Here is a 23,356-nt window from a genome sequence, read left to right as displayed (position 1 = left end):
GGTAGTGCATATCAGTTCTTGTTCACACCAGCCGTGATATTCACGCTTTGCATAATGGTCTTCTGGGTGAACAGGAAGAGAATAAGCAGGGGTGCAATGGTGAAGGCACTCGCAGCCATAATCTGTGGCCAAGCAAGGCCATATGCCCCGCCTTCTACAAAGAAGCTGCGCAGACCCGCCGATACCAGCTGTAAATCAGGGTCTTTGGTGATGAGCATAGGCCAGAAATAGTTGTTGTACTGTTCAATAAACGTAATCAGCACCATCACGGCGAAGCTTGAGCGAACAAGCGGCGTGATAATTGTCCAGAGAATCCGGAAGTGAGATGCACCGTCCAGTTGTCCGGCTTCCACCAATTCATGAGATACCTGCATGAACGCCTGCCGGATCAGGAAGATCGAGAACACGCTGACACAGTTGGATACAATCAAGCCGGTGTAGGAATCCAGCAGATTAAGCTCACTAAGCACCAAGTAACTAGGCAGATACACAGCCGTACTCGGTATCATATAACCCACCAGAATCAGGGATGTCAGTACACCTTTGAGACGGAATTTCATATGTGTCAGGGCGTACGCCATCATACTGGAGTTGACGATCTGAAATAAACAGATGGCTAAGGCTACCCCGGTACTGTTCAGGATGTAACGGGCAAATGGTGCCGCATTCCAGGCATCCACATAGTTGCTCCACAGGAACGTCTCCGGCCAGAAGGTCGGCGGAAACTGCCAGATCTCATCATTGGTTTTGAACCCGCTAATGACCATCCAATAGAAGGGAAAGGCTGTACCCAGCGCGATAATGGCTAACAGAAGGTAGCGGATTAATTTACTTATTTTAAAATTCGGTTGTGACACGTTCTGCAACTCCTTGCGCTTCATCCGTTTAGACTTTTTGTTGGGCAATGTCATTGTCATTAGTAGTGCACCAGACGTCTGCCAAGCAGGAAGGATACTCCCGAGAGCAACACGCAGATCAGAATGATCACAACGGCGATGGACGAAGCTTCACCTACATTAAAGGATTCGAATGCAGACTGGTAATACATGTACAGCAACGTTCTCGTTGATCCCGCCGGTCCACCCTGCGTCATGACATTGATCTGGTCATAAGCTTGCAAGGACTGGATAGTAAGAATAATTGAGAGAAAAAACGTCGTTGGTGAGATCATCGGCAATGTGATACTTCTGAACTTATCCCAACCGTTTGCACCATCGATTGAAGCTGCTTCGAGCAGATCGGAAGGTAGATTTCGTAGCGCAACGAGATAAAATACCATTGCCCACCCAATCGACTTCCAGAGCGTGACGATCAGAACAGCAACCAATGCCCAGTCCGCGTCACGCAACCAGCCGATCGGAGATACGCCTACCCAGCCCAGCATCAGATTAGCGAGTCCCACTTCGGGCTCAAAGATCCAGGACCACGCAATAGACACCGCAACTGTCGGGGTGACCCAAGGTGAGAAGAGTAATGTCCGGAAGATGCCGGATGATTTGATTTTGCTATTCATGAGCATCGCAAGCGCCAATCCGCCCACAATAGTTGGGATTACACTCCCCAGTCCGAATAACAAGGTGACTTTCAATGATCGATAGAATTCAGAGTTTGTCAGCAGATAACTGTAATTGTCCAAACCAACAAACAGCTTATTCGGGCTCATAAAGTCCCAATCGGTGAAACTGAGATAAACGATATATCCCAGAGGTCCCAGCCAGAAGATCAGCAATGGGATTAGAGCTGGCAGCGTGAATAGTACCGCCTCAGACTCCCTCCATAGTTTTAAACGCAAATCCCCCACTCCTTACTGTCCAATTTTTCTTTAATGATTGGGAATTTTTGAGTATAATCAGCTTTATATTTATTCTGTACAAAATTGATTGTACACTCGTATTGAAAATTCTAATTCCGGCTTATGTTAAAATTGGAGCAAGTCATGTAAAATATGAGGCAGCTAGTGGGAACGCTATCATAAACCAGAGGTGACATTGTGGGAAAAGAAACCGCCGGGAACCCGAATCATTCTTCGTTACCTGATCGGCATGCGCTGAGGGAGAGAGTCATTGAGGCCATCGCCAATACGATGGATCTATATGGGGTTAATCATACGTTTGGCAAATTATACGGCATCATGTATTTTGAGGATCGACCGATGACACTTGAAGAGATGAAAAACTCGATGAATATGAGCAAGAGCAACATGAGCTATGCGGTTCGTTCGCTTACAGAATCACAGATGATCTATAAACTGGAGGAAAAGAAGGAGCGCCAGGATCAATATCTGGCTGAAACCGACTTCTATCGTACGTTCCAGAATTTCTTCGGGGCCAAGCTCCAACGGGAAGTAGATGTCATGTTAGAAGGCATTCGTGAGGTCATTCCTGACCTGTCGGCAATGATCCTTTCGGAACATACCTCTTCTGAAGATCGAGATGATGCACTGCGTGATCTGCACAAACTCCAACATGCGGAGCAATACTACGTCTGGTTACAAGGATTCGTGGATCAGTTGCGGGATGGTAAGTTTTACGAGAATGCTTCACACACGCCCGATAAAGAGTAGTACAACTGCGTAAACAGAATAACTAATGGGTGATCAAGCGCTAACCAACCTAGACCAATGTTAAGTCACACTAAAGCGCAAAAAGGAGCTGTTCCTAGCCAATGTATGGCTTTTGGAACAGCTCTTTTTTTATTCTATCTATTGTATCGTCATATCCTATCCGTCATTAGGGGTTCTCTTTTCCATATGCTACTGCGTTAATGACCCCTTTTTTCTTTTAAAAATATTACTTTTGCGCTGCGGCTTCGATATCTGCATATGCCCAGTGTGTTGCTGGTACATCACTGAACGTTAGCGTAACTGCGCCAGTTAGGGGTGTCCGGTTGAACAGTACGTTCAACACTTTCACCGCTTCAGCACGCGTCAGCTTACTATCCGGTTTGAATGTACCATCGTTGTATCCAACCATCAGGCCAGCCGATTGCACGTATGCAATCGCATCTGCTGCCCACAGGTCTGCGGATACGTCTGTGAAGGAAACTGCTGGACCATTCACGGTTGTTGCACTCGCTTGTTGCTGCATCCAGCGATACGCAATCGTTGCCATCTGTGCACGGGTGATCGAGCCTTCCGGTGCAAATTGGGTGTTACTCATGCCGTTCATGATTGCAGCGGATTGCGCTTTTTGAATCTCACTTGTTGCCCAGTGTGTCGCAGATACATCCTTGTAGCTCACGCTATCCACGGAACTTGCTGCTTCAGTTGGAAGATTTCGAGCCAGCATGGCTGCCATTTGTGCACGCGTTACGAATGCATCTGGACGGAAATCTGTACCAAATCCTTGGATGTACGGTTGGTGTGTACTTTGAGAAGCTTTCAGTCCATCCACAACAACGAGGGTGAACGTACTGAATTTTGTTACGGTAAATTCGATGCCTTCGCTATTATCCGCGAGTTGCACCAATTTGCCTTGAATCAATTCTTTTGTGCCGTCACTGTGTTCGATATAGATCGCCAGGTTGTCCAATGCTTGCTGACGAGCAGCCGGATCGGTTGGCAGACTATCACGCAGTGGCAACGTGAGTGTCACTTCACGGCTCTGCATATTCGTGTCAATCTCTACCGGACGAGCCAATACACGAACATTGGTGTTCGGAGCTATTTGTTGAATGAGTTGCTCTTTCTTCGCACGCTCTTCAACTTCTTTGCGTTCGGATTCTTTCTTGAGCGGAACCACACGGAAGTACAAGTCTTGATCGAATCCAGCGATGGAATTCGTCGGAACGGAAATCACTACATTTTCAGTGGAAATCTCCAGCTTGAGTGAACCATCATTCAATTCTTTCACCGCTGCCTTAGGCAGTTCAATACGTGTCTCGGACACGGAATCTTTGGTGTCTGGGATGACAATGCGTGCGGTGTTCATATTCAATTGCTTCGCTTTTTCCACCGATTCCTTGGCAATCGCTTCGGTCATTTTCACCAGATCTTTGATCGTGCCGTTGGTTTCGGTTGTACGTGTGATTGGCGTTTTGGTCAAGTTGGTACCGTTTGTTCCATTAACGTCAACCACGATCTGCTCTTGTTTCGTTGTTGGTGCAGGTGTAGACGTTACTGGTGAAGATCCTCCTCCACTTCCACCGCCAGTTGATGGTGTTGGTGTTGGTGTTGGTGTTGGTGTTGGTGTTGGTGTTGGTGTTGGTGTAGGCGTAATAATAATGATCTGATCAAAGAAACGATCGAATGCTGTCTGCACTTCGCTAATACTGCTGTATCCGTTAGCAGGCTTGCGATCAAGCATCCATTGAGCCAGTTTTCCCATTCGAGTATCATCTTCTACTAGATCCTTCATAGCATTCAACTTAAGTAGGAATGGTTCGAAAGGCTCCATCATCTCAGTAGATTGCTGGAAGCTGTATAGCATCAGCATGGCTTTCTTCATCTCGCTAACGTCCAGAGCATCATTAATGTAGGAATAATTCATGACTAACATTAAAGAAGCACCGTAAACCTGTTCAATTGAAAGATCCGAACCCTGAAACAGACGTTTTGCGGTATAAGCAAGCAACTCTTTATCCACATTGGATGCATTTAAATATTTTTGACCTAACTCTTTAAACATTTCCATCCCTGGATATTCAAAGTACTCTGTTGACTCAACAAAAAGGGAATAGAACTCATTCAAATGCTGTTGGAAAAGAATCCTGTCTGTTTGTTTGATCGTTTGGATGCCTTTATATCCAATTTCCACAGCATATTCTACTTGTTTCTTAAGATTATAGGCATAGTCACTCGGTAAAAAGGTCATTACCACATTAGCTATGGCTTTCTTCTCCTCAGGTTGGAGATTGTCAAAGCCAGCCGGAAGATCCATCCATTCCGGTTGAGTAATTGCTCCCAGGATAGCATCAGTATTCTTCGTAGCTCTCGCTTCGTTGATTACCTTCAAAGGATCCGATGGATTAAAGAACTGATCAAAAGTTTTTTGGATGTTTTTATAGTTTTCATAACCACCAACTGGACGCTTATCAATCATCCATTGGGCAAGTTTTCTATATGTCGCATAATCTATGCTATCTACTTTGTCCATGTTAAGCGGAAACTCTACCATATATTTGATAGTACTAGGGAGATTATTATACTGTGTTGATTCCTTCTGTACTAAACGAAGACGTACCAAAGCATTATACATCTTGGTTTGAGTAGTTACATCATTGATTGCATTATAAGTAGATAACGACGTAGAAAGTTGATCTCTGTTCTGATATGAAGGAATCTCATCACGCATTGAGTAGAATTTCATGCGGTATGCAAAAATTTGTTTATCTACAACAGACAAATTTTCATACATTTTCCCTACTTTATATAGTGATTGAATACTTGGGTCGAGGTTTATGCTAAAAACTTCAGGTAAATTTAATAATTTGGAAAAATAAGCATTGATATTCTCCTCAACATCAGTCAGTGCATGTTTATTAAAGAGGTTTCGTGGTTCTACAGCCATATCAAGTACATATTGCACTTGTTCTTTACTCACATATCCTTTTGCCCCATTCATTAAAGTGACAAATACAGCTACAGATTCTTTCTCATCGTTGCTCCAATCACTGAAATCTACAGGCAGTTCAAGTCCCCACACGGAACCTTGGATTGCGGCAAGCACACCTTTTACATCTTCATTACTCTTAGCTAGATTCAATAGCTCAAGTGAGTCTGTTTCTATATTCTGAGTAAAGACCAAGATCTTATAGAGGCTTGCAGTATAACTTCCGTTTGCCTTAACACGAACCCATACCGTTGTATTCCCTTCAAATTGGGGTGGGTTCGTGGAGCTGTAATCAAACCAATTTTCGCCATTGTTCTGAGTGTATTCCATAGTCTCATCGGCATCAACAATGACATTTGCATTGTCATCTACGCTTACTGCTGGTGCTACCGGTATTGGCTGAATTGGTGGGAATGGTGGGAATGTCGGTAGTGGTGGAATCATCGGGAAGAAGAAGTTATTGAAAGCTATTTGTATCTCACTGTAATTGGTGTAACCCCCATTTGGCTTTCTATCCAACATCCACTTTGACAACCGTTCCATTTCCGCAACATTAGAAGAAATAATCTGCATTTTATGGAAATCAAGCGGGAATATCCCTATGAGGCTCTCCTTAGGAGTTCCCTTATATTGCTCCGCTTTTTGTTGAATTTTATATAGCCCTGTTAAAGCTTCATTCATTTCGTTAGTCGTTGATGCTTTGGTGAAATAGAAACTTTGACTAAGCATCATGTTGAGATTTGTCACAGACTGTTCTAGGGATAAATCATTTCCAATTCTATCTAGATTAACTGAATATGATAATATGTTTTTATCCAGATCAGGCCCCAATAGATACTGATACAGTTGTGGCTGAATCGCACTTAAATACGCTGGGCTGAAAACATTGTTCGCACTAGCTAGTTTTTCAAAATAAGAGGTTAGCTTAGCTTGCATAACAGGCAATTGATGTTCACGCATAACTAATAGACCTTGGAATGCCAGATCAACCGTAAATTGAATTTGATCCGTGTTCAGATACTTACCATCTGGTAGATGGGAATGTCCCACTAACGATATGATTGCATTCTGTTCATCAGAAGGGAGGGATTCAAATGCTGGAACCATGGTGATGAAGCTCGTATTTTGAAGTAGCTCACTTATTCTTGAGGCATCAAAATTTGCCCCAATAACATTGTTGAATTCGCTTAGCAAGGTATTAGATGTAAATGTTATGGATTGCATCTGGTATGCAATTTCCATATTATTTCTATCCTGAACGATTACATTAAAATAGTACGTTTCCCCTTCGACTAAATCCGTAATCACTTTGGTGAATGTACCTGTTTCGGAATCGCTACCACCAACCCAATTACCATAGGCGTATTGTGGAAATCCGCTGATTTCCTCCATATCTTTGATATTAGGTGCCTGGGAGACGAATACTTGATAATTCAGATCAGGTGAAGACGTTGTAACTGACTCGGCATACTCCCAACTTAGTTCAACCGAGTCATCACCAATGTTCTTTAATGTAATTAGACCATCTTTCCCCGGTACCGGATACGATACTTCTGCGCTAACCTTTCCTACTGGTGCCAACCATGGTGCTACCAATAGCAAAATGAGCAATATGTTCACTATTTTTCTGTACTGCATATTTCTTATCCCCCTAATCTCGCTTTCAAAAGATAGGCCTATTGTAGTACACAACTCTGAACGGATTCTGAACATCGGAGCAAAAAAAAGGGACAATTCCCATAATATATATTAAAAATGGGGGTTTATTTCATTTTCTTCGTCATAATTCAACATTTTTTTTCGTTAAATATGTCATCTAAGACCTACTATCAGACTATCGCGCATGTATGCTGATCCCTCCCGATCAGCAAGCGCTCGCCAATGGAGCCAAGGCCTATGTTGAACCGGATTGGATATCGCTTGGCGAACCTGCACTTCGGGTTAGAAATGCGCTCGTCCACAGTCCGAATGGTGAAGTGATCGAATTCCTTGAAGAGGTTGATTTTGACCGATCCTCATCCTCACCATCATCCATATGAAGTACACAAACAGCCTGTTGCCTCGTCATTCGTGGCAGCAGGCTGTTTCATGGTTTGATTTCCTTGGCAAGCATCAGCACACACACCTACCCTACTCTTGCTCTGTATTCCCCAGCGTATACTCGCTTAGCTTTCCTTCATAGACCAATTGCAATCGTTCACTCTGGCGAAAATCATCCGGTGTCACCAGCGCAGGCAGCTTGTTCCACAGTTTGATTCCCGAACGCTGTAGAATCTCGGCTACAAATTGGGAGCAGAAGTAGGAGTTGCTGAACTCCACCGGTTCCTTGAGTGTAATGCCAATCACGCCGAGCAGATTGTACATATATTTCTGGCGGCTGCGGATGAAGATGTGCAGCACACGTTTCATCTTTTCCACTTCACGATCCGTCACCTGAAGCTTGTATATGACACATGTGGTATTGGGATACTTGCTGTATGTACCTGTCTGAATATTTTCCTTCACAAACCCGCCATTCAGCGGATTGCTCGGATGCTTGCGGCCGAAGCTGTACAGCTCGGTTAACTCCCGGTCAAATGAGATCGATGCGTGATTATATGGCGCTCGGGTATAGCTCTGAATAACCTTGGTAAACAGCGTTCCTGTATTCGTAAGCAGGATATAGATGGAGCGTTCATCTGTCATAGCAAAATTTCCCCTTATCAAGTTGGCACTATTCCTTCATAATAACATAGGTACCCTACAATGGAATCTTACTTTGAATAAGCAGGTGATCGGTACGTGAGCAGTTCACTCTTTACACTAACGTTAATCTTCACAGCTTTACTTGTGATACATATCGTGTACAAAATTATTGCAAAGCTTCAGCCAAGCAAAGACTATTCAGGCATCGGCCAAAAAATCAAAACCTGGTGGGGTATGTTTGTGATCTTCTGCCTCGCTACCCTCTTCAACCCTATCGTGTCCCTCATCTCCCTCATGGTGCTTGCATTCTTCTCACTCAAAGAATACTTCTCCATGATTCGCAGTACACGCAAAGCTGACCGCAGGCTGTTCCTGTGGGCGTATCTGGCAATTCCGGTTCAGTTCTACTGGATCTACATTGGATGGTATGGCATGTTTATCGTGTTTATTCCACTATATGTGTTCCTGGTGCTGCCCTTGCCACGCCTGATTAACAAAGGTACAGTCGGTTTCCTGCGCAGTGTCAGCTCCACACAATGGGGACTAATGCTGATGGTATTCGGGCTGAGCCACCTGGCCTATTTCCCATTTGCCACACCGGAGTACGGGTCCAAGCTGGTGTTGTTCCTCGTCGTGTTAACACAGCTTAATGATGTGGTGCATTATCTGGTCTCTCTCTATCTGGGCAAACGAAAAGTGGTGCCTACCGCCAATCCATTTGTCACCTGGGAAGGGTTTGCATGTGCGTTAATTGTAACGACAGCAACGTCTTATTTTATCCATCCCTACCTGACGCCATTTGATTGGAAATTCTCGCTGTTCATCGGGGTGTTGATCAGTCTGGCCGGATTCTTCGGCAGTCTGACGGTGTCTGTACTGAAGCGCGATCTGTTAATTGGAGATGACACGAAGTTCGATTCGCTCAAAAAAAGCTACCTGAGCCGGGTCGACAGCCTGACCTATACCTCGCCGGTTATGTTCCACGTGGTCCGTTATTTCTTTGATTTTATGTAGCGACAGATAGATCGGCGATCTTGTAATCATGGATGTCAAAAAAAGCAGCCCAAGTGGCTGCTTTTCCTGTTCAACAGGCCCCTAGACGGAGCCTTCATGATGTGCCTACGCTACTTCAACGTAATTTCTTTTTCGGACATGATTTCGTTCCCCTCATCATTTGTGAAGACAAATGTGGCTTTGCCCCGCTCACCCTTCATCTCATCCGAATAAATAAAGCCGGAGAACTGTCCATTGCCGCTAAAGTAAAAGCCATCTTCTCCATTTCCACCATGTTCAATGGCTTCCTGTAGTGAATTCACAATCGTCACCGTGTTAGACGTCCACCGCATCTCCGTTAGTGTATACCCCTTCGGAACCTGTTTAATTCCAAAATCAAAGCTGTTACCCTCGCTCGGTTTCTCCGACTGGTCAATGACGATATCAATCTTCTCAGACGGTTCAGTGGATTCCGATTGAGCTGTAGGCTTGCCCTCATCACCACTGGCACTGCCTTGGCTATTGTTATTCTTCGCATCCGCATTCGGTACAGAGTTTTCTCCAGCTTCCTCTACGGGTTGCTTCGATTGCGGATAGGCATGTTCCTGAACCGATTCACCACTAGTGCCACAGGCACTGACGAATAGCGAAATACAGAGCACAGACATGCAAAGTGCAGATTTCTTTATATTTATTTTCATCATCTAATTCTCCCTTCATCTATCTACAGCACATATATCTATATCAGTTGAACTAATCATTTACACGATAACGGAGAGGACAGAAAAAACCTGAAAAAGCGAAGCGTTCGCCTAAAAGCTTTCTAAAAGAAAGCTGCATCGGAAGCATACGCTATCCCCGGATTTTCCCTTTAAGAAAAGGGAATCAAAAAATCTGGGGATAACAGCGATTGGAAGGTTATTCTGTCATCGTAGTGTCAGTGTAAATATTCTTTAGTTCAACTTATATAGCACGCCACTTATTAATCACTACACCATATCGTCCCACATGAAGCTCCATTATATGTAAATGATTAATAAATTCAGTATGTAACTGCACCTCGATGAGTAAAAAAGGAACTCTGTTCATGACGTCATGCACCGTTTATTTTATCGATCAAACCCAGGTAAGACCAACACTTGTCCAATCTGAATGGCGTTATGCTCGATTTTGTTCACTTTCTTGATCGCTTCTACATACACACGAGTGTCCATCTGCTGAGGTTTATGTACCAATGAAATGCCCCACAGTGTATCTCCCTGAGATACAACGATCTGGTCCCCCGACAACAATTGCTCATCCCCGGCAAATGCAGTGAATACAGCACTACACCCTATGATTATAATTAGAGTTATAGTGACGATCTTCATTAGCCAGGTTGGCGTCTTCACACGCTGCATGAATTGACCTTTAACATACATGGTGCGGGACTCGGACGTTTTGGTATAAACGGATTCATAAATACTTTTGTACGTAGAATATCTCATTCTAGTCGACCTCCAGACTTTCATTCCGCTAATCTTTAATTTCATGTTTACCTATGTATTTTTCCTATAACAATGAATGATCAATAACTCACTTTTTCACTATATAGGTATCTTTGCCTAAGTCACCCTATCCTGATAGGTCTATACTACCAGTGAACTCTAAACAAATTCTGAACAACCGAATTTCAATGTTATATCAGATTCAATTTATCCAATATTCATGCCTGATTTTCGGCGATGCTTGCTGCAACGTTTTTCTATAATAGGTATAGATAAAGATTCTAATGAGTAAGGACGTGCCCCCATGATTTCTGCTGATCTGAAGGAACAATATTACGAGGCGCTTGTGGCCAAGGATTCGGAATACGAGGGTTTATTCTATGTTGGAGTCCGAACCACAGGTGTGTTCTGTCGTCCCACATGCCCTGCGCGAAAGCCAAAATTCGAAAACTGCGAATTCTATGAGACGGCTCAACAGGCACTTCTGGCCTCTTATCGCCCTTGCCAGCGCTGTCGTCCACTTTCTCACCCTAACCAAGTATCCGATGTCGTTCGCATATTAGTGGAAGCTGTGGAGAAAAATCCGGAGAAACGCTGGAAAGGACAGGATTTCAAGGCCCTCTCCATCGATGAATCCACGGCGCGCCGTCAGTTCAAGAAGCGGTTCGGCATGACCTTTGTCGAATATGCTCGCGCCCGACGCATGGGTCTTGCCCTGAAAAATATTCGCTCCGGCCGCACCGTGATTGATAGCCAATTATCTACTGGATATGAATCAAGTAGCGGCTTCCGCGATGCCTTTTCGCGGATCATGGGTGCCGCCCCTACACAAGTCGATGAAGGACATATCCTAAAAGCGTCCTGGATTGACACCCGCCTCGGCCCGATGATGGCTATTGCTGATGAGGAGTCGCTATATTTACTGGAATTTGTGGACCGCAGAGGTCTGGAACGCGAAGTTGAGCGTCTGCGCAAACGAACCAAATCAGCGATTGTACCCGGCACTACAGCTCCCATCCAGTCCATTGAGCGTGAACTAAACGAGTACTTTCAAGGTATTCGGACAGCATTCGACACACCGTTGTTCTGTTTAGGAACACCATTCCAAAAGCGTGTGTGGGACGAGTTGCTGGCCATTCCGGCTGGTGAAACGAGGTCATATCAAGAGATTGCAAATGCACTGGGAAAACCGACTGCTTGCCGAGCTGTGGCACAGGCGAATGGGGCCAATCAGCTTGCGATTGTGATTCCATGTCACCGTGTAATCAATGCCAGTGGTGAGTTGGGCGGATACGGCGGAGGATTAACTCGCAAAAACTGGCTGTTGACTCACGAGAAACAAAAACAGGGTAGCTGAAAAACAGAAATGAAGTAATGAAGTACGTATCAAATGTCCAAAGGAATGCATGATATAACAAAGGAGAGTCAACATAATATGAGTATCTTAGAAGAAAAAGCAGCGTTGTTCCAACAATACCATGTGAAAGGAAAACCACTTGTTCTGGTCAATGTATGGGATGCCGGAAGCGCACAAGCCATTCAATCCACTGGAGCAACGGCCATTGCTACCGGAAGCTGGTCCGTTGCTGCGGCCCACGGTGAACACGACGGTGAAGCCATGTCATTCCATCTGGTGCTTGCCAATCTCGCACGGATTACAGCGAGCGTGGATCTGCCTGTAACGATCGATATAGAGGGAGGGTATGGGAGGTCTGTGTCAGAGGTGAAGCAAAATATCCTGCAAGTCATCGATCATGGTGCTGTAGGAATCAACATGGAAGATCAACTTCCCGCTGGCTTGGGATTGTACACTGTGGAGGAGCAATGCCCAAGATTGTCCGCCGCCCGGGAAGCTGCAGAGCAGGCAGGCATCCCGTTGTTCATTAACGCCCGCACAGATATTTTTCTGCAACATGCACCTGAACACCATAACCACTCTCTCCTAGAGGAAGCACTTATACGTTCGAGCCATTATGCAGATGCAGGAGCCAGTGGTCTGTTTGTACCCGGTTTGCAGGATCACCAACTGATTCAGGAATTGTGTGAGCGTTCACCGTTGCCAATTAACGTTATGGTTACGTCTCCTGAGCCTTCACCAAAACAGCTTGCCACACTGGGTGTAGCACGTGTAAGTTACGGGCCATATCCCTATCTGCAAGTTATGGAACACCTAAAAGAACTGGGGAGAAACATTTTATCGGGAAATTAACAGGAGGGCATGTTATAATCACCTCTATTGAACATTTACAGGAGGCAATTATGCTTAACGTGGAACAAAAGCTTGAAGTACTACAATCGTATCCCCAACTGCAACGCAAAGATGTTTCTCTCGGTCGAGTTAATTTCCACTACGAGGATAGTGCGTATGATAAAAAAATTGTTGCTCTCCATATTCACCCTAACGGAAACGGTTATATCTATGCAGGACTACTGCCTAACTATGAGACCGATGCTAAAGGATTCGTCAATATTCGTGATTACTCCGAAGCAGATCTGCGCACCTTGTTAGATGAAACGATCCAAGCGATGTCTCACAATCCCAACGCAGTTGAATTCCAAGAGCCAGAACAAGTAAAAGCTGCTGCTCCTGCATTGTCTACAATCTCTACGGGTGGCGGAACGTGGATCGATGAAGATGGACATACGCTGACTTTAAAATACGAAGATGACATGTGGTATGTGTATTCCGGTGATAACCTGGATATGGCTTTTGAAACGCGTAGCGAAGCTGGCGAGTATCTCAAAGACGAAGGATTCAAACCGCAGGCTCAGGCTTAAGGGTGCACCTTCATTTGGAATTCCGCACAAAGATTGTTGAATAGGTATATTCAGTGATTTAATATGATACAAAAAACACGAGGCGTGTTCGCACTCGTGTTTTCTGATTTCGGAATGATTTCACTTAGATTCCTTGCCCAGTTCCTTTATAACTGTTTCCTGTCAGTCTTTTTTGGATTTCATGGTAAGCGGCGCATTCTTCATCATCGGGTACGTAGATAGAAGTAGCACACCACCAATGCATCCCAGAACGGTGAACAATGTCATGCGATTGATCCTAGCAATCCACAACATAAACTCACCAAGATCACCCAATGTAATTATCAGCGTAAAGAACAAGCCAACCCCGAAGAACATAATGAAGAAGTTACGCATCCCCAAGCGCATCCAACAAACCGTTGGGAAGACAGAGATTCCCAGTACGAGAAAGCCGCACATCAGATCGATCCACAGGTAGGATAAAAAATGATATTTGTTTGAATACAACATGCCTGGTTGATAAAGGGTTACGTCAACAATTCCTTTTTCCTGAAGCAGGTGTATGAGGAAATACGCCACATGCAGAATGACCATGGTGCCTGCAACCATCCATACCGAGTTCATATAGAAGGATTTCATGAATTGAATTCGTGTACTGCCCATACCAATCGCAACCGGAAACAGTGTAATCATTCCCCCTATTGCAAACGTACATATCCCTCCGTACATGGGACCAAACAGTTGCGTAGCATACGAGACATCAAATATGAAGCCAATGGCCAGATATACAACGGCGAGCATCAGAGCGATGGATGAAAAAATGCCCAGATACAAACGCATATCATCGCGAATCAGTCGATTCGTACCTTTTACTGCGTTCATGGTTTAACCCCCTCTTGATTACGGGTCCTGTTAACCAAATAATCTTGTAATGTCGCTTTCTCAATGGATAGCCCCTGTGAATGAGCGATATCCTTCCACATTTTCGAGTAGGGCTCATCAATCATGACTTTTACAGTTGATCCCATCTGGGAAGACTCTATAACTTTAACACCTGCTGTGACTCGATTGATATCATCTATTCGCCCTGTTAGAAGAACTCCTTTTTCGCGCATCTCTTCCATCGATTGATTTAACAACACCTCTCCGGCTTGCAAAACGATAAGGGACTCACATAAAGGCTGAATCTCCTCAATATGATGACTGGATATGAGAATCAGACGCGGGTTATCTTCATAACTTTCCAGTAGCGCATTGTAGAAGAATTTACGCTTCTCAGCATCGAGTCCATTGGTAGGTTCATCCAGAATGGTTATCTTTGCATTACTGGCAAGACCCAATATAATCTGGGCAGCAGTCTTCATGCCTTTCGAAAATTTAATGATCTTTTTCTTCGCCGGTAGTTCGAACACATCGATTAAACGTTCCGCCAAATCCTGATTCCACTGCGGATGAAAATATTGTCCCATTTGAACCATATCACTAACTGTCCAGTTTTTCCCCAGGGGATGATTCTCCTGGATGTAGCACAGATGCTCTTGGGCAACCAGATTATTATAGGGGTCTTGACCCATGATCTGTACGGTTCCACTGTCCGGGCGGTTATGCCCTGCAAGTAAACTCATCATGGTTGTTTTACCCGCTCCATTTCTTCCCCAAATTGCACTAATGATTGGCTCACTCTCATGTAGCGTAACCTGGTTCAGAACGGGCGTCTTCTGGTAGCTGTAGTTGACCTGCTCCATATGAATCATAACTCACTCTCCTTATCCTTCTTGCCGCGAATCAGATCAATGATCATGTCTTCATTCATGTGAATCCGTCTGGCTTCTTCAAGTAAAGGCTTGATGTATTCTTCATAAAAATCTTGCTTCCGTTCAACGAGCAATGCTTCTCTTGCTCCCTTTGCAACAAACATTCCAACACCTCGCTGTTTGTATATAATCCCCTTGTCCACGAGTTCCTGCAGTCCTTTGCGGGCTGTAGCCGGATTGATATTGTAGAAGCGTGACAGTTCATTGGTTGAGGGAACCTGTTCTTCCACCTTCAATCTGCCTTCCACAATATCGTCCATAATCATTGTGGCAATCTGATGAAAAATAGGCTGAGATTCATCCAAAGTCGATTTCATGTGCTTCCAACTTTCATACGTATTCATTAGTCAGTTAGTCGGTTAGTTACTCATGTAACTAACTATAGTATACAAAGACGCAAATGTAAATAGGCGAACTTAATTCATCGCCTTTCCTACCTTGGCTCTGTTGTATTGATTAATAAGCCCGTCCAGGACTACGGATTGCTGGATCACTTCCGGATGAAGCAGACTACCGTATTCCATATGCATGCGATATAACAACTGTCTGGCATCTTCGATCCGTGATATCAAATCCAGGCGATCCATAGTACCCCTCCTTTTTGTCATATTTTAGTGTATTATGCCAATCATAAGCGCGTGTGAGATACGACATACTTATTCTTCCACTTTGATACTCAAAAAAAGAACGCTTCTGAAATGAATTCAGAAGCGTCCATTGGTTCAGGCTTATGTCCCTAAACCGTGATCATTTGTTCGGTAAATTGAAGGGTCTGGATTCTCCACAGTCGGGACAGGTCCAGTAACAGGAGCTACAATGCTCACCACTATACTACATGTAACTATCAGCAAAGCCAGCTTTCTCTTCATTGAGTTTCTGCACCTCACCAATCAAGATTTTGTACTGCTGTATAGCTGTGTCAGACGCATATTCCCTGTATTGCTCAAACAGTCCGACACCTCTAAGCATACCTCGTCCATCGCTAATTTCAATAGAAAATCTCAAGCTGTTCAGTACAAAATCTAACCCCTCCACAAACCTGTCTTTTTTAAGACAATACGTGCCTAATCCAGCTAAAAGACGAACGTAGCGATCATCGGTTACCTGCTTGCTTACTTTCCCAATCCGATTTCTCTGTTCATGATAAGTGAAGTATGGCTCATATTGATTGAGTACATGATCTATGTTCATATCATAACGGTTAGCAGCCGTTACAATATCACAAAGCGCTGGAAATATCTCATTTTCCTTCGTTGAGATATACGCGAGGTAGTCAGGTAATACTTCAAACTGCCCAGCCATTAATTGATATATATAACGATTACCCTCAGCCCATTCCTGAAACTGATGAATAACCACTTTTTCTTCAGGTTCAGGCTCTTTCACCCAACTGTAATCGGAGTATAATGCAACATACTTCAATGCCATTTCATAGTTGTTCAAGTGGAAGTGGGCACTTCCACAGGCTAAATACGCATACATAATATAAAAAACGATAGGTCGTTTGGTCTCTTCTTGTTTCCTTCGGCCATTCATCTCATAATGGATGGCTGCTTTCACCTTCAGCTTTTCAGATAGTTCCTGAACTTTACTCCATCTGTGAAGTGATGCAAATGCATTAATTAGTTCGTTAAGCGCATCCAATTGATAGCGCTCATCCAGCCGATCCACATAATATTCGAACCGGGCTGCGATAATCAGATTCCGCTGCTGATCATTAGTCAGTCCCAACCGGAACAGTCGATACTGACAGAGTGCAAGCCGCTCGGAATGTTGCATTTTCTCGCTTTCAGCAATGTTTTCATATAGAAGAATGGCCGGTTTGAATTTACCCGCTTGGTAGAACTCTTCAGCCACATCAAATAACAAAGGAATATAGGATAGATTATCCATCATCAGACGAATAACCTCTTCAATACAGTCCAACTTGTCCAACTCGGCACAGCGATGAAGGAAGGGTCCCAGTCTTCGCCAGTCCGGGGTCGCGTGTACAAAACACTCGTCTATGTATAACTCATAGAAGTAACCTTCTTCCAGTCTCATGGCGGAAGTAATGCGATCCAACTGCTGCATGGCAATAGGCCGATTTTTATTCAAAATATTGCTGAGCGTACCCGAATTAATCCCTGACGTTTCCGAAAAATGACTAATGGACATCTGTTCACGCTTCAGATAACTTTCCAAGTGATCGCGTATCGTGGTTGTCGACTCCAAACGAACACCACCCTCCAAAATAAAAAACATAAACGGGATTATCGGTATGCAAAAGTAATTATATGTAATTAGAAAGTATCGGTCAATATAATATTTTCAACTAATTTGTATTAAAACCATTTTAATCCTTTTTTTAAAACGGACAATCCTATCCTTATTTTATATCGGAAACACGTCTGGCATCAAACCTGAAAATAGACAAAAAACACGAGCCATCTACGGGCTCGTGTTCTCAACTGACTCAGCAGTCATCATGCTCACTATAACTTGAATTTAAGGCAGTATATTACCTGCCGCACGGTAAATTTCATACCACTCTGGACGCGTGAGATGAACATCTCCTGCTTTTACACAGTCTTGCAGACGTTCAATATTCATCGTGCCTGTCACAGGTTGCATCTGCGCAGGGTGACGAAGCAACCATGCGATTGCAATCGTTGTATTGCTCACGTCATACTTCGCAGCAATCTCGTCGATCTTTGCATTTAATTCCGGGAACTTGTCGCTACCCAGGAATACACCTTCGAAGAATCCGTACTGGAACGGAGACCACGGCTGAATGGTGATATCATGCAGACGACAGTAATCAAGAATGCTACCGTCACGGTTAACCGCGGCATCGTTCTCCATGTTCACATTAATGCCACTGTCAATCATCGTGGTATTGGTAATACTCATCTGCAACTGGTTGGCTACCAGTGGCTGTTTCACGTATTTTTTCAACAATTCGATCTGGTTCGGATTCTGGTTGGATACCCCGAAGTGACGCACTTTACCTTCGCGCTCCAGTTGATCAAAGGCTTCAGCCACTTCCTCCGGCTCAACCAATGCATCAGGACGGTGCAGCAGCAGAACGTCAAGATATTCCGTTTTCAGACGTTGAAGGATACCATCCACCGAATTCAGGATGTGCTCTTTGGAGAAATCAAACATGCCTTTGCGGATACCGCATTTGGATTGAAGAATCATATTTTCACGAACTTGGGGATTCATCTGTACTGCTTCGGCGAAGATCTCCTCACATGTTCCTGTACCATAAATGTCGGCATGGTCAAAGAAATTTGCGCCAACCTCCATTGCAGAACGAACAAAATGTTCGGCTTCCTTACCGTCTAGTGAATTAATCCGCATGCAGCCCACCGCGACTACAGGTACTTCGAGTGCGCTGCTGCCCAATTTAATCGTTCTCAAGATGTTTTCCCTCCATATTCGAATATTATCGTGTATCTTACCTTTGATTGTGACATATATCTGCAATCGGTTTCAATAGCTTTATCCTACATTCATATGGAGAAATGATAGGTTCTTCATTCCAGCCTATAGATCCAAAAGAATAAACTATACTTCTTCCGGTATAATGACCTCAATATGCCTTGGCAAGACACGGATATGAATCGGCAGGGCAGGACCTTCTTCCCCATCTACATTAGTGCGAATGGCTTCGTCTGAGCGAACATGAACTTCTTTGGCTGTAAAATAGTCCACGTCCTTATGGTCTTTCAGACTACCAAATAACAGGGAGGTGCCCAGGGTCAGACTGTTGAACACACTGATATTACGAACAACAAAACAATGTATCAGACCATCGTCCACCTCTGCATCCGGGGACAACTTCTCGAATCCTCCGACCGAGTTGGTCAGCGCCGCCAGAAAAAGTGGCGATTCCCCCTCCCAGAGCTGTCCGTCATATTCGATGGTTAGATGATTGGCTGGTGTATTCACCAGGTCTTTCAAGCCTTCTTTGAGATATGCGAATGATCCCAACTTCGACTTTTCTTCCGAGGATACGGAGAACAAAGCTTCTGCCAAAGAACCTGCAGCCACAACGTTGGCAAACAGGCGATCATTGATTTTCCCCAGATCCACGATATGGGTCTGATTCGAACGTAACTGCCTAATGGCTTCTTCCGGGTCAAGCGAGATATTCAGCGCACGCGCAAAATCATTCACCGTACCTAGCGGTATAACGCCTAATCGGGGACGATGATCCTGATCCATCATGCCGTTAATCGTCTCATGCAGCGTACCGTCACCTCCGATGGAGATGACCAGATCACAGCCGTCTTTGCAGGCGCTCAGACAGTAGTTGGTGGCATCACCTTCCCCGGCCGTCTCATTAACCACCACCTCATACTGCTGTGACTCCAGAATTTCTCTGACTTGGGACACATACTGCTCGGCCTCTTCCTTACCTGACGATGGATTACTAATGATCATGGCTTGGCGCATACTCACATCTTCCCCTCCAAATTGGCATCTTTACTTCATCTTTACCCTTTTCAAGGGTGGGTTGAATAGGGTCTGCGGGAGATGTTTTATTTTTTTTGATAAACATGTCTCTGAAGAGTGCAGAGCAGGGTTTGTTTCATATAGAATAGAAGTAGAGAAATACCCATTACGAAATTCCTTGTTCCTTTTTCCCGTTGACGGGTTAATAACTATAGATGTGCTTTGAGCCGAACCTGTATATGTTAAACTCTTCAATTCACACTGAACACTCCGTGGGCAGAACAACCTTCCGGTCGCTGTTATCGTGTAGATACTATACTTAACTAACTCAATCTGTTCGGATTATTTTATAATTCTAAAAATCGGAGGGAATGCATGCAATGAGAAGAATGACGCTATTATTTCTAGTATTCATCCTGAGTCTCGGGGCATCGGGGCAAGCCATGGCTTACACAACTACGGACTTGGGCGAGGGAATCATTGAAGATCCCGCTTTGGAAGACGGACTGAAGTTAATCCTGAACAAACCTCTGGATATGCCATTAACTTCAACGGATCTGGAGCAGCTTGAGGTGGTAGATCTGAGCAATGCAGGTATTCACAGCCTGTCCGGTCTCGAATATGCAACCAATTTGACTCACCTCCGATTATATGGGAATGAGATTGAGGATCTCACACCGCTGGCGCACCTAACCCAGCTTCGCGAGATCGATGTTCGCAATAATTACATTACATCCATAGATGCACTTACTGAATTAAAAGACTTGGGACGGCTGTATATCAGCAACAATTCCATTTCTTCCATAGAGGTTGTACGTGGGTTCAACCGATTACATACGTTCCACGCCAGTGGTAACCAGATTGCCAGTCTTGCGGCCCTCTCGGATGCGGATGCACTGAAGTGGCTTGAGATCTCGAACAATACGATTAACGATCTGACACCGCTCATGGGTAAAACCCGGCTCCAACAACTCAATGTAGCAAACAACCAGGTTCAGACGCTGGACGTACTGGCTGAATTGCCAAATACACTGCGGAATCTGAATGTGGCAGGTAATCAAATCACGGATCTGACACCACTGGAGCATATGACACGCCTTCGGACACTTGATATCTCTGGTAACCAAGTACAGCATCTCAAGGGGCTTGAGGAACTGACTGGGCTGACAGAGCTGAATGCAGAGTCCAATCAGATCTATGATCTGGAACCTTTACGGCAGCTTTCCAGCCTGGACGTGTTGAAATTATCCAACAACCGGGTGTGGGATCTGACACCGATCGCAGGTTTTACGTTTACCCGTGATCAGTCAGCGACAAATGTTATACAGGATATCTCGGCGTCTACCTCGTTATCCTCGGCTATTCAGACGTCTGTCTCAGAGGTTGAGCCTGCCGGACTCACGGTGCAGAACAATTATCTGGATGTTGTGAGTGGCAGTCATACAATGCAGCTTCTGAATCGGATGAATGTGCGGGAGCAGAAACGAACGCCCCAGGGCAGCTTTCAGCGTCTAATCGAAGGGTCTACCACCGCCTATGTTGGGGATCGTGCTTACGCACTGGATGCTGCACCTTTTATCGATGAAGGCCGGACCTATGTGCCTCTGCGTTTTGTCTCGGAGCAGTTAAACGCCCGTGTGAACTGGAACAGCGGTACGCGCGAAGCTGTGATCACACAGAATGATAAGACCATCCGCTGGAGCGTGGGTAACAAACAAGTTGTCGTGAATGATACACTTGCGATCAATGATGCTCCTCTTCTGATGAAAGATGGTAAAGCTTTTGTACCGGTTCGCTTCATCTCGGAGCAATTCAATACCTCTGTTGGTTACATCGGAAGCAGCAAAACGATTCTGATTTTTGAAAATAAACAGCATGGTGAGAGTGTACAGCCTTAAGTTGTGTCTCACGTTCATTTACAGCCATAAGAGAATATGAGAAACATAGCGCAAGTCCCCGTCTGAATAATCAGCGGGGATTTTGTTGTGTTATGACAGTTGTGTTAAGACATTGGATAATGGTATATGGACATCGCCGATCACAAGCAAATACAGCATACGATCTGTCTATGCGAATACGAACTCGTGATACTCCATCTTCGATTAGGGTAAATTTCACACGGTTTAGCATATCTTCTTTTGCCGTGGGAGTTGTTATACTGAACGTAATATATATGACAACTGAGGTTCAAGCGAGGAGGAAATTCACATGACATTCACGCTCACTGGTTATTCCACAACCCAAGACAGCCCGTGGAGAGAGCTGCCTTTTGTGCCAACTAATGAAAGCGCTAACTTAAAAATGACGGGTGAACAGCACCAACTTGTGGAAGGGTTTGGCGGATGTTTCAACGAGCTTGGTTATATGGCTCTGTCCCATTTGAATGAGGAGCAGCGCCATGAGGTATTTCACTCTCTTTTCCATCCCGAGGGCGAGCACAAGTTTAACATCTGTCGCCTGCCGATCGGCGCAAATGATTATGCAGAGCAGTGGTATAGCCACAACGAGGTAGACGGCGACGTGGCCATGGAACATTTTTCGATCAAACGTGATTTCAAATACCTGATTCCCTACATCAAGGAAGCTCTGACTTATAACCCGAACCTGCAATTCTTCGCCTCGCCATGGAGTCCGCCAACGTGGATGAAGTCGCCCAAAGCCTATAACTATGGGACACTGCGCTGGGAGAAAGATATTCTGGAGGCCTACGCCCTGTATTTCGTAAAGTTTGTACAGGCTTACCGTGACGCAGGCATTACGATCCATCAGGTGCATGTACAGAACGAAGTGATTGCAGATCAGAAATTTCCTTCTTGCATGTGGACAGGCGAGCAGCTTCGTGAGTTTATCGGCGATTATCTGGGCCCGGCTTTTGACCAACACGGTCTGGATACGGAAATCTGGCTCGGAACGATCAATGCCCCTGATCCATGGGAGGAATTAATCAAGAAAAAAACAAATGACTTCGATGAGTACGCCGGGCTTGTCCTGAGTGATCCAAAAGCCTATTCCTATATCAAAGGTGTTGGATATCAGTGGGCAGGCAAAAATGCGATTCAACGTACCTCAGCGAGTTATCCGGAGCTACGTTATATGCAGACTGAGAACGAATGCGGTGATGGCAACAACTCATGGAACTATGCCAAATATGTATATAACCTCTACCAGCACTACTTCAGCAACGGAGTGAACGCGTACATCTACTGGAACATGGTTCTGGAACCCAAAGGCCGCAGCACATGGGGCTGGGAGCAGAACTCCATGATCACTGTAGATCCGGACAATAGGGAGGTTACTCGGAACCCCGAGTATTATGTGATGAAACACTTCGCGCATCATATTGTTCCTGGTGCTCGAAGAGTCGGCCTGTCTGGCGCATGGAGCGGGAAATCCGTTGCTTTCCGCAACCCGGATAACAGTCTCGTGATTGTCATCAACAATCCATTCCAGGACCGTCGTGACCTGTATCTAACCCTTGAAGAAGGACAGACCCTACACATGGAGCTGGAAGCCGATTCATTCAACAGCATGGTTATTCAACCGAAATAACTAATCCAACACATCGTTAAAAACGCGGATATCAATAGCGTCAGGCCCCAAGGATTCCCCGGGCCGTCGCTATTTTTTT

General features: G+C 44.8%; 21 protein-coding genes. 8 read left to right on the top strand and 13 right to left on the bottom strand.

Annotation, left to right across the window (positions count from 1 at the left end; genetic code table 11):
- Nucleotides 1-11: 11 nt before the first annotated feature.
- Together MHI01_RS19570 and MHI01_RS19565 are read right to left on the bottom strand one after the other, a co-directional pair.
- Nucleotides 12-857 (bottom strand): carbohydrate ABC transporter permease, encoded by an 846-nt coding sequence (locus MHI01_RS19570; RefSeq protein WP_223199815.1) that lies wholly within the window; start codon nt 855-857, stop codon nt 12-14.
- A 59-nt stretch (nt 858-916) separates the two neighbouring features.
- Nucleotides 917-1,792, bottom strand: coding sequence for a carbohydrate ABC transporter permease (locus MHI01_RS19565; RefSeq protein WP_340983891.1), 876 nt, complete (start codon nt 1,790-1,792; stop codon nt 917-919).
- 198 nt (nt 1,793-1,990) lie between these two features.
- On the opposite strand from MHI01_RS19565, the gene MHI01_RS19560 reads away from it, so the two are divergent.
- A complete protein-coding gene (locus MHI01_RS19560) occupies nt 1,991-2,563 on the top strand; it encodes a GbsR/MarR family transcriptional regulator (RefSeq protein ID WP_076320388.1) in 573 nt (190 codons plus the stop codon).
- 226 nt (nt 2,564-2,789) lie between these two features.
- Here the strand turns inward: MHI01_RS19560 and MHI01_RS19555 are convergent, their stop codons facing one another.
- Complete coding sequence (locus tag MHI01_RS19555) at nt 2,790-7,187, bottom strand: DUF4073 domain-containing protein (RefSeq protein WP_340983890.1); 4,398 nt, start codon at nt 7,185-7,187, stop codon at nt 2,790-2,792.
- A 209-nt stretch (nt 7,188-7,396) separates the two neighbouring features.
- Here MHI01_RS19555 and MHI01_RS19550 point away from each other — a divergent pair, with 209 nt between their 5' ends.
- Entirely contained in the window at nt 7,397-7,588 is a 192-nt protein-coding gene (locus tag MHI01_RS19550) for a hypothetical protein (protein WP_340983889.1), read from the top strand.
- Between the two features lie 91 nt (nt 7,589-7,679).
- Here the strand turns inward: MHI01_RS19550 and MHI01_RS19545 are convergent, their stop codons facing one another.
- Nucleotides 7,680-8,234: a hypothetical protein gene (locus tag MHI01_RS19545; protein ID WP_036671746.1), complete on the bottom strand. Its 555-nt coding sequence runs from the start codon at nt 8,232-8,234 to the stop codon at nt 7,680-7,682.
- Nucleotides 8,235-8,330: 96 nt separating this feature from the next.
- Here MHI01_RS19545 and MHI01_RS19540 point away from each other — a divergent pair, with 96 nt between their 5' ends.
- On the top strand, nt 8,331-9,248 hold the full coding sequence (locus tag MHI01_RS19540; protein ID WP_253504305.1) for a phosphatidate cytidylyltransferase: 918 nt from the start codon (nt 8,331-8,333) through the stop codon (nt 9,246-9,248).
- 110 nt (nt 9,249-9,358) lie between these two features.
- On the opposite strand, the gene MHI01_RS19535 is transcribed toward MHI01_RS19540, so the two are convergent.
- The gene (locus tag MHI01_RS19535; RefSeq protein ID WP_083669973.1) at nt 9,359-9,928 is read right to left on the bottom strand and encodes a hypothetical protein; all 570 of its coding nucleotides are present in this window, start codon (nt 9,926-9,928) and stop codon (nt 9,359-9,361) included.
- Nucleotides 9,929-10,336: 408 nt separating this feature from the next.
- Nucleotides 10,337-10,714, bottom strand: a complete 378-nt coding sequence (locus MHI01_RS19530; protein ID WP_340983888.1) for a LysM peptidoglycan-binding domain-containing protein — start codon at nt 10,712-10,714, stop codon at nt 10,337-10,339.
- 304 nt (nt 10,715-11,018) lie between these two features.
- Between MHI01_RS19530 and MHI01_RS19525 the strand changes: the two genes are divergently transcribed.
- From MHI01_RS19525 to MHI01_RS19515, 3 genes are all read left to right on the top strand, one after another.
- A complete protein-coding gene (locus MHI01_RS19525; RefSeq protein WP_133386327.1) occupies nt 11,019-12,071 on the top strand; it encodes a bifunctional transcriptional activator/DNA repair enzyme AdaA in 1,053 nt (350 codons plus the stop codon).
- A gap of 78 nt (nt 12,072-12,149) precedes the next feature.
- On the top strand, nt 12,150-12,923 hold the full coding sequence (locus MHI01_RS19520; RefSeq protein WP_340983887.1) for an isocitrate lyase/PEP mutase family protein: 774 nt from the start codon (nt 12,150-12,152) through the stop codon (nt 12,921-12,923).
- A 50-nt stretch (nt 12,924-12,973) separates the two neighbouring features.
- A complete protein-coding gene (locus MHI01_RS19515) occupies nt 12,974-13,492 on the top strand; it encodes a hypothetical protein (protein ID WP_076252018.1) in 519 nt (172 codons plus the stop codon).
- A 162-nt stretch (nt 13,493-13,654) separates the two neighbouring features.
- Here MHI01_RS19515 and MHI01_RS19510 read toward each other — a convergent pair whose 3' ends face one another.
- From MHI01_RS19510 to MHI01_RS19480, 7 genes are all read right to left on the bottom strand, one after another.
- Nucleotides 13,655-14,353, bottom strand: a complete 699-nt coding sequence (locus MHI01_RS19510; RefSeq protein WP_127550219.1) for a hypothetical protein — start codon at nt 14,351-14,353, stop codon at nt 13,655-13,657.
- A complete protein-coding gene (locus MHI01_RS19505) occupies nt 14,350-15,225 on the bottom strand; it encodes an ABC transporter ATP-binding protein (RefSeq protein ID WP_340983886.1) in 876 nt (291 codons plus the stop codon). Before MHI01_RS19505 ends, MHI01_RS19510 begins: the two co-directional genes overlap by 4 nt.
- The gene (locus MHI01_RS19500; protein WP_036611682.1) at nt 15,222-15,602 is read right to left on the bottom strand and encodes a GntR family transcriptional regulator; all 381 of its coding nucleotides are present in this window, start codon (nt 15,600-15,602) and stop codon (nt 15,222-15,224) included. The genes MHI01_RS19505 and MHI01_RS19500 overlap by 4 nt, the downstream gene beginning before the upstream one ends.
- 99 nt (nt 15,603-15,701) lie before the next feature.
- Entirely contained in the window at nt 15,702-15,872 is a 171-nt protein-coding gene (locus tag MHI01_RS19495; RefSeq protein WP_017691550.1) for an aspartyl-phosphate phosphatase Spo0E family protein, read from the bottom strand.
- 244 nt (nt 15,873-16,116) lie between these two features.
- Nucleotides 16,117-17,499 (bottom strand): transcriptional regulator, encoded by a 1,383-nt coding sequence (locus MHI01_RS19490; RefSeq protein WP_091012369.1) that lies wholly within the window; start codon nt 17,497-17,499, stop codon nt 16,117-16,119.
- 273 nt (nt 17,500-17,772) lie between these two features.
- Nucleotides 17,773-18,690 carry an aldo/keto reductase gene (locus tag MHI01_RS19485; RefSeq protein WP_076213731.1) on the bottom strand — a complete coding sequence of 306 codons (918 nt, stop codon included), beginning with the start codon at nt 18,688-18,690 and terminating at the stop codon, nt 17,773-17,775.
- 147 nt (nt 18,691-18,837) lie between these two features.
- A complete protein-coding gene (locus MHI01_RS19480; RefSeq protein WP_036611691.1) occupies nt 18,838-19,728 on the bottom strand; it encodes a diacylglycerol/lipid kinase family protein in 891 nt (296 codons plus the stop codon).
- Nucleotides 19,729-20,108: 380 nt separating this feature from the next.
- Between MHI01_RS19480 and MHI01_RS19475 the strand changes: the two genes are divergently transcribed.
- Nucleotides 20,109-21,626, top strand: coding sequence for a leucine-rich repeat domain-containing protein (locus tag MHI01_RS19475; RefSeq protein WP_340983885.1), 1,518 nt, complete (start codon nt 20,109-20,111; stop codon nt 21,624-21,626).
- A gap of 310 nt (nt 21,627-21,936) precedes the next feature.
- A complete protein-coding gene (locus MHI01_RS19470; RefSeq protein ID WP_340983884.1) occupies nt 21,937-23,277 on the top strand; it encodes a glycoside hydrolase family 30 protein in 1,341 nt (446 codons plus the stop codon).
- The last annotated feature ends 79 nt before the right edge of the window (nt 23,278-23,356 follow it).

Origin of the sequence: Paenibacillus sp. FSL M7-0656 (assembly GCF_038003225.1) — a bacterium.
Taxonomy (GTDB): domain Bacteria; phylum Bacillota; class Bacilli; order Paenibacillales; family Paenibacillaceae; genus Paenibacillus; species Paenibacillus amylolyticus.
The sequence above is the reverse complement of the archived record's forward strand: the minus strand, read 5'-3'. Positions and strand labels throughout refer to the sequence as shown.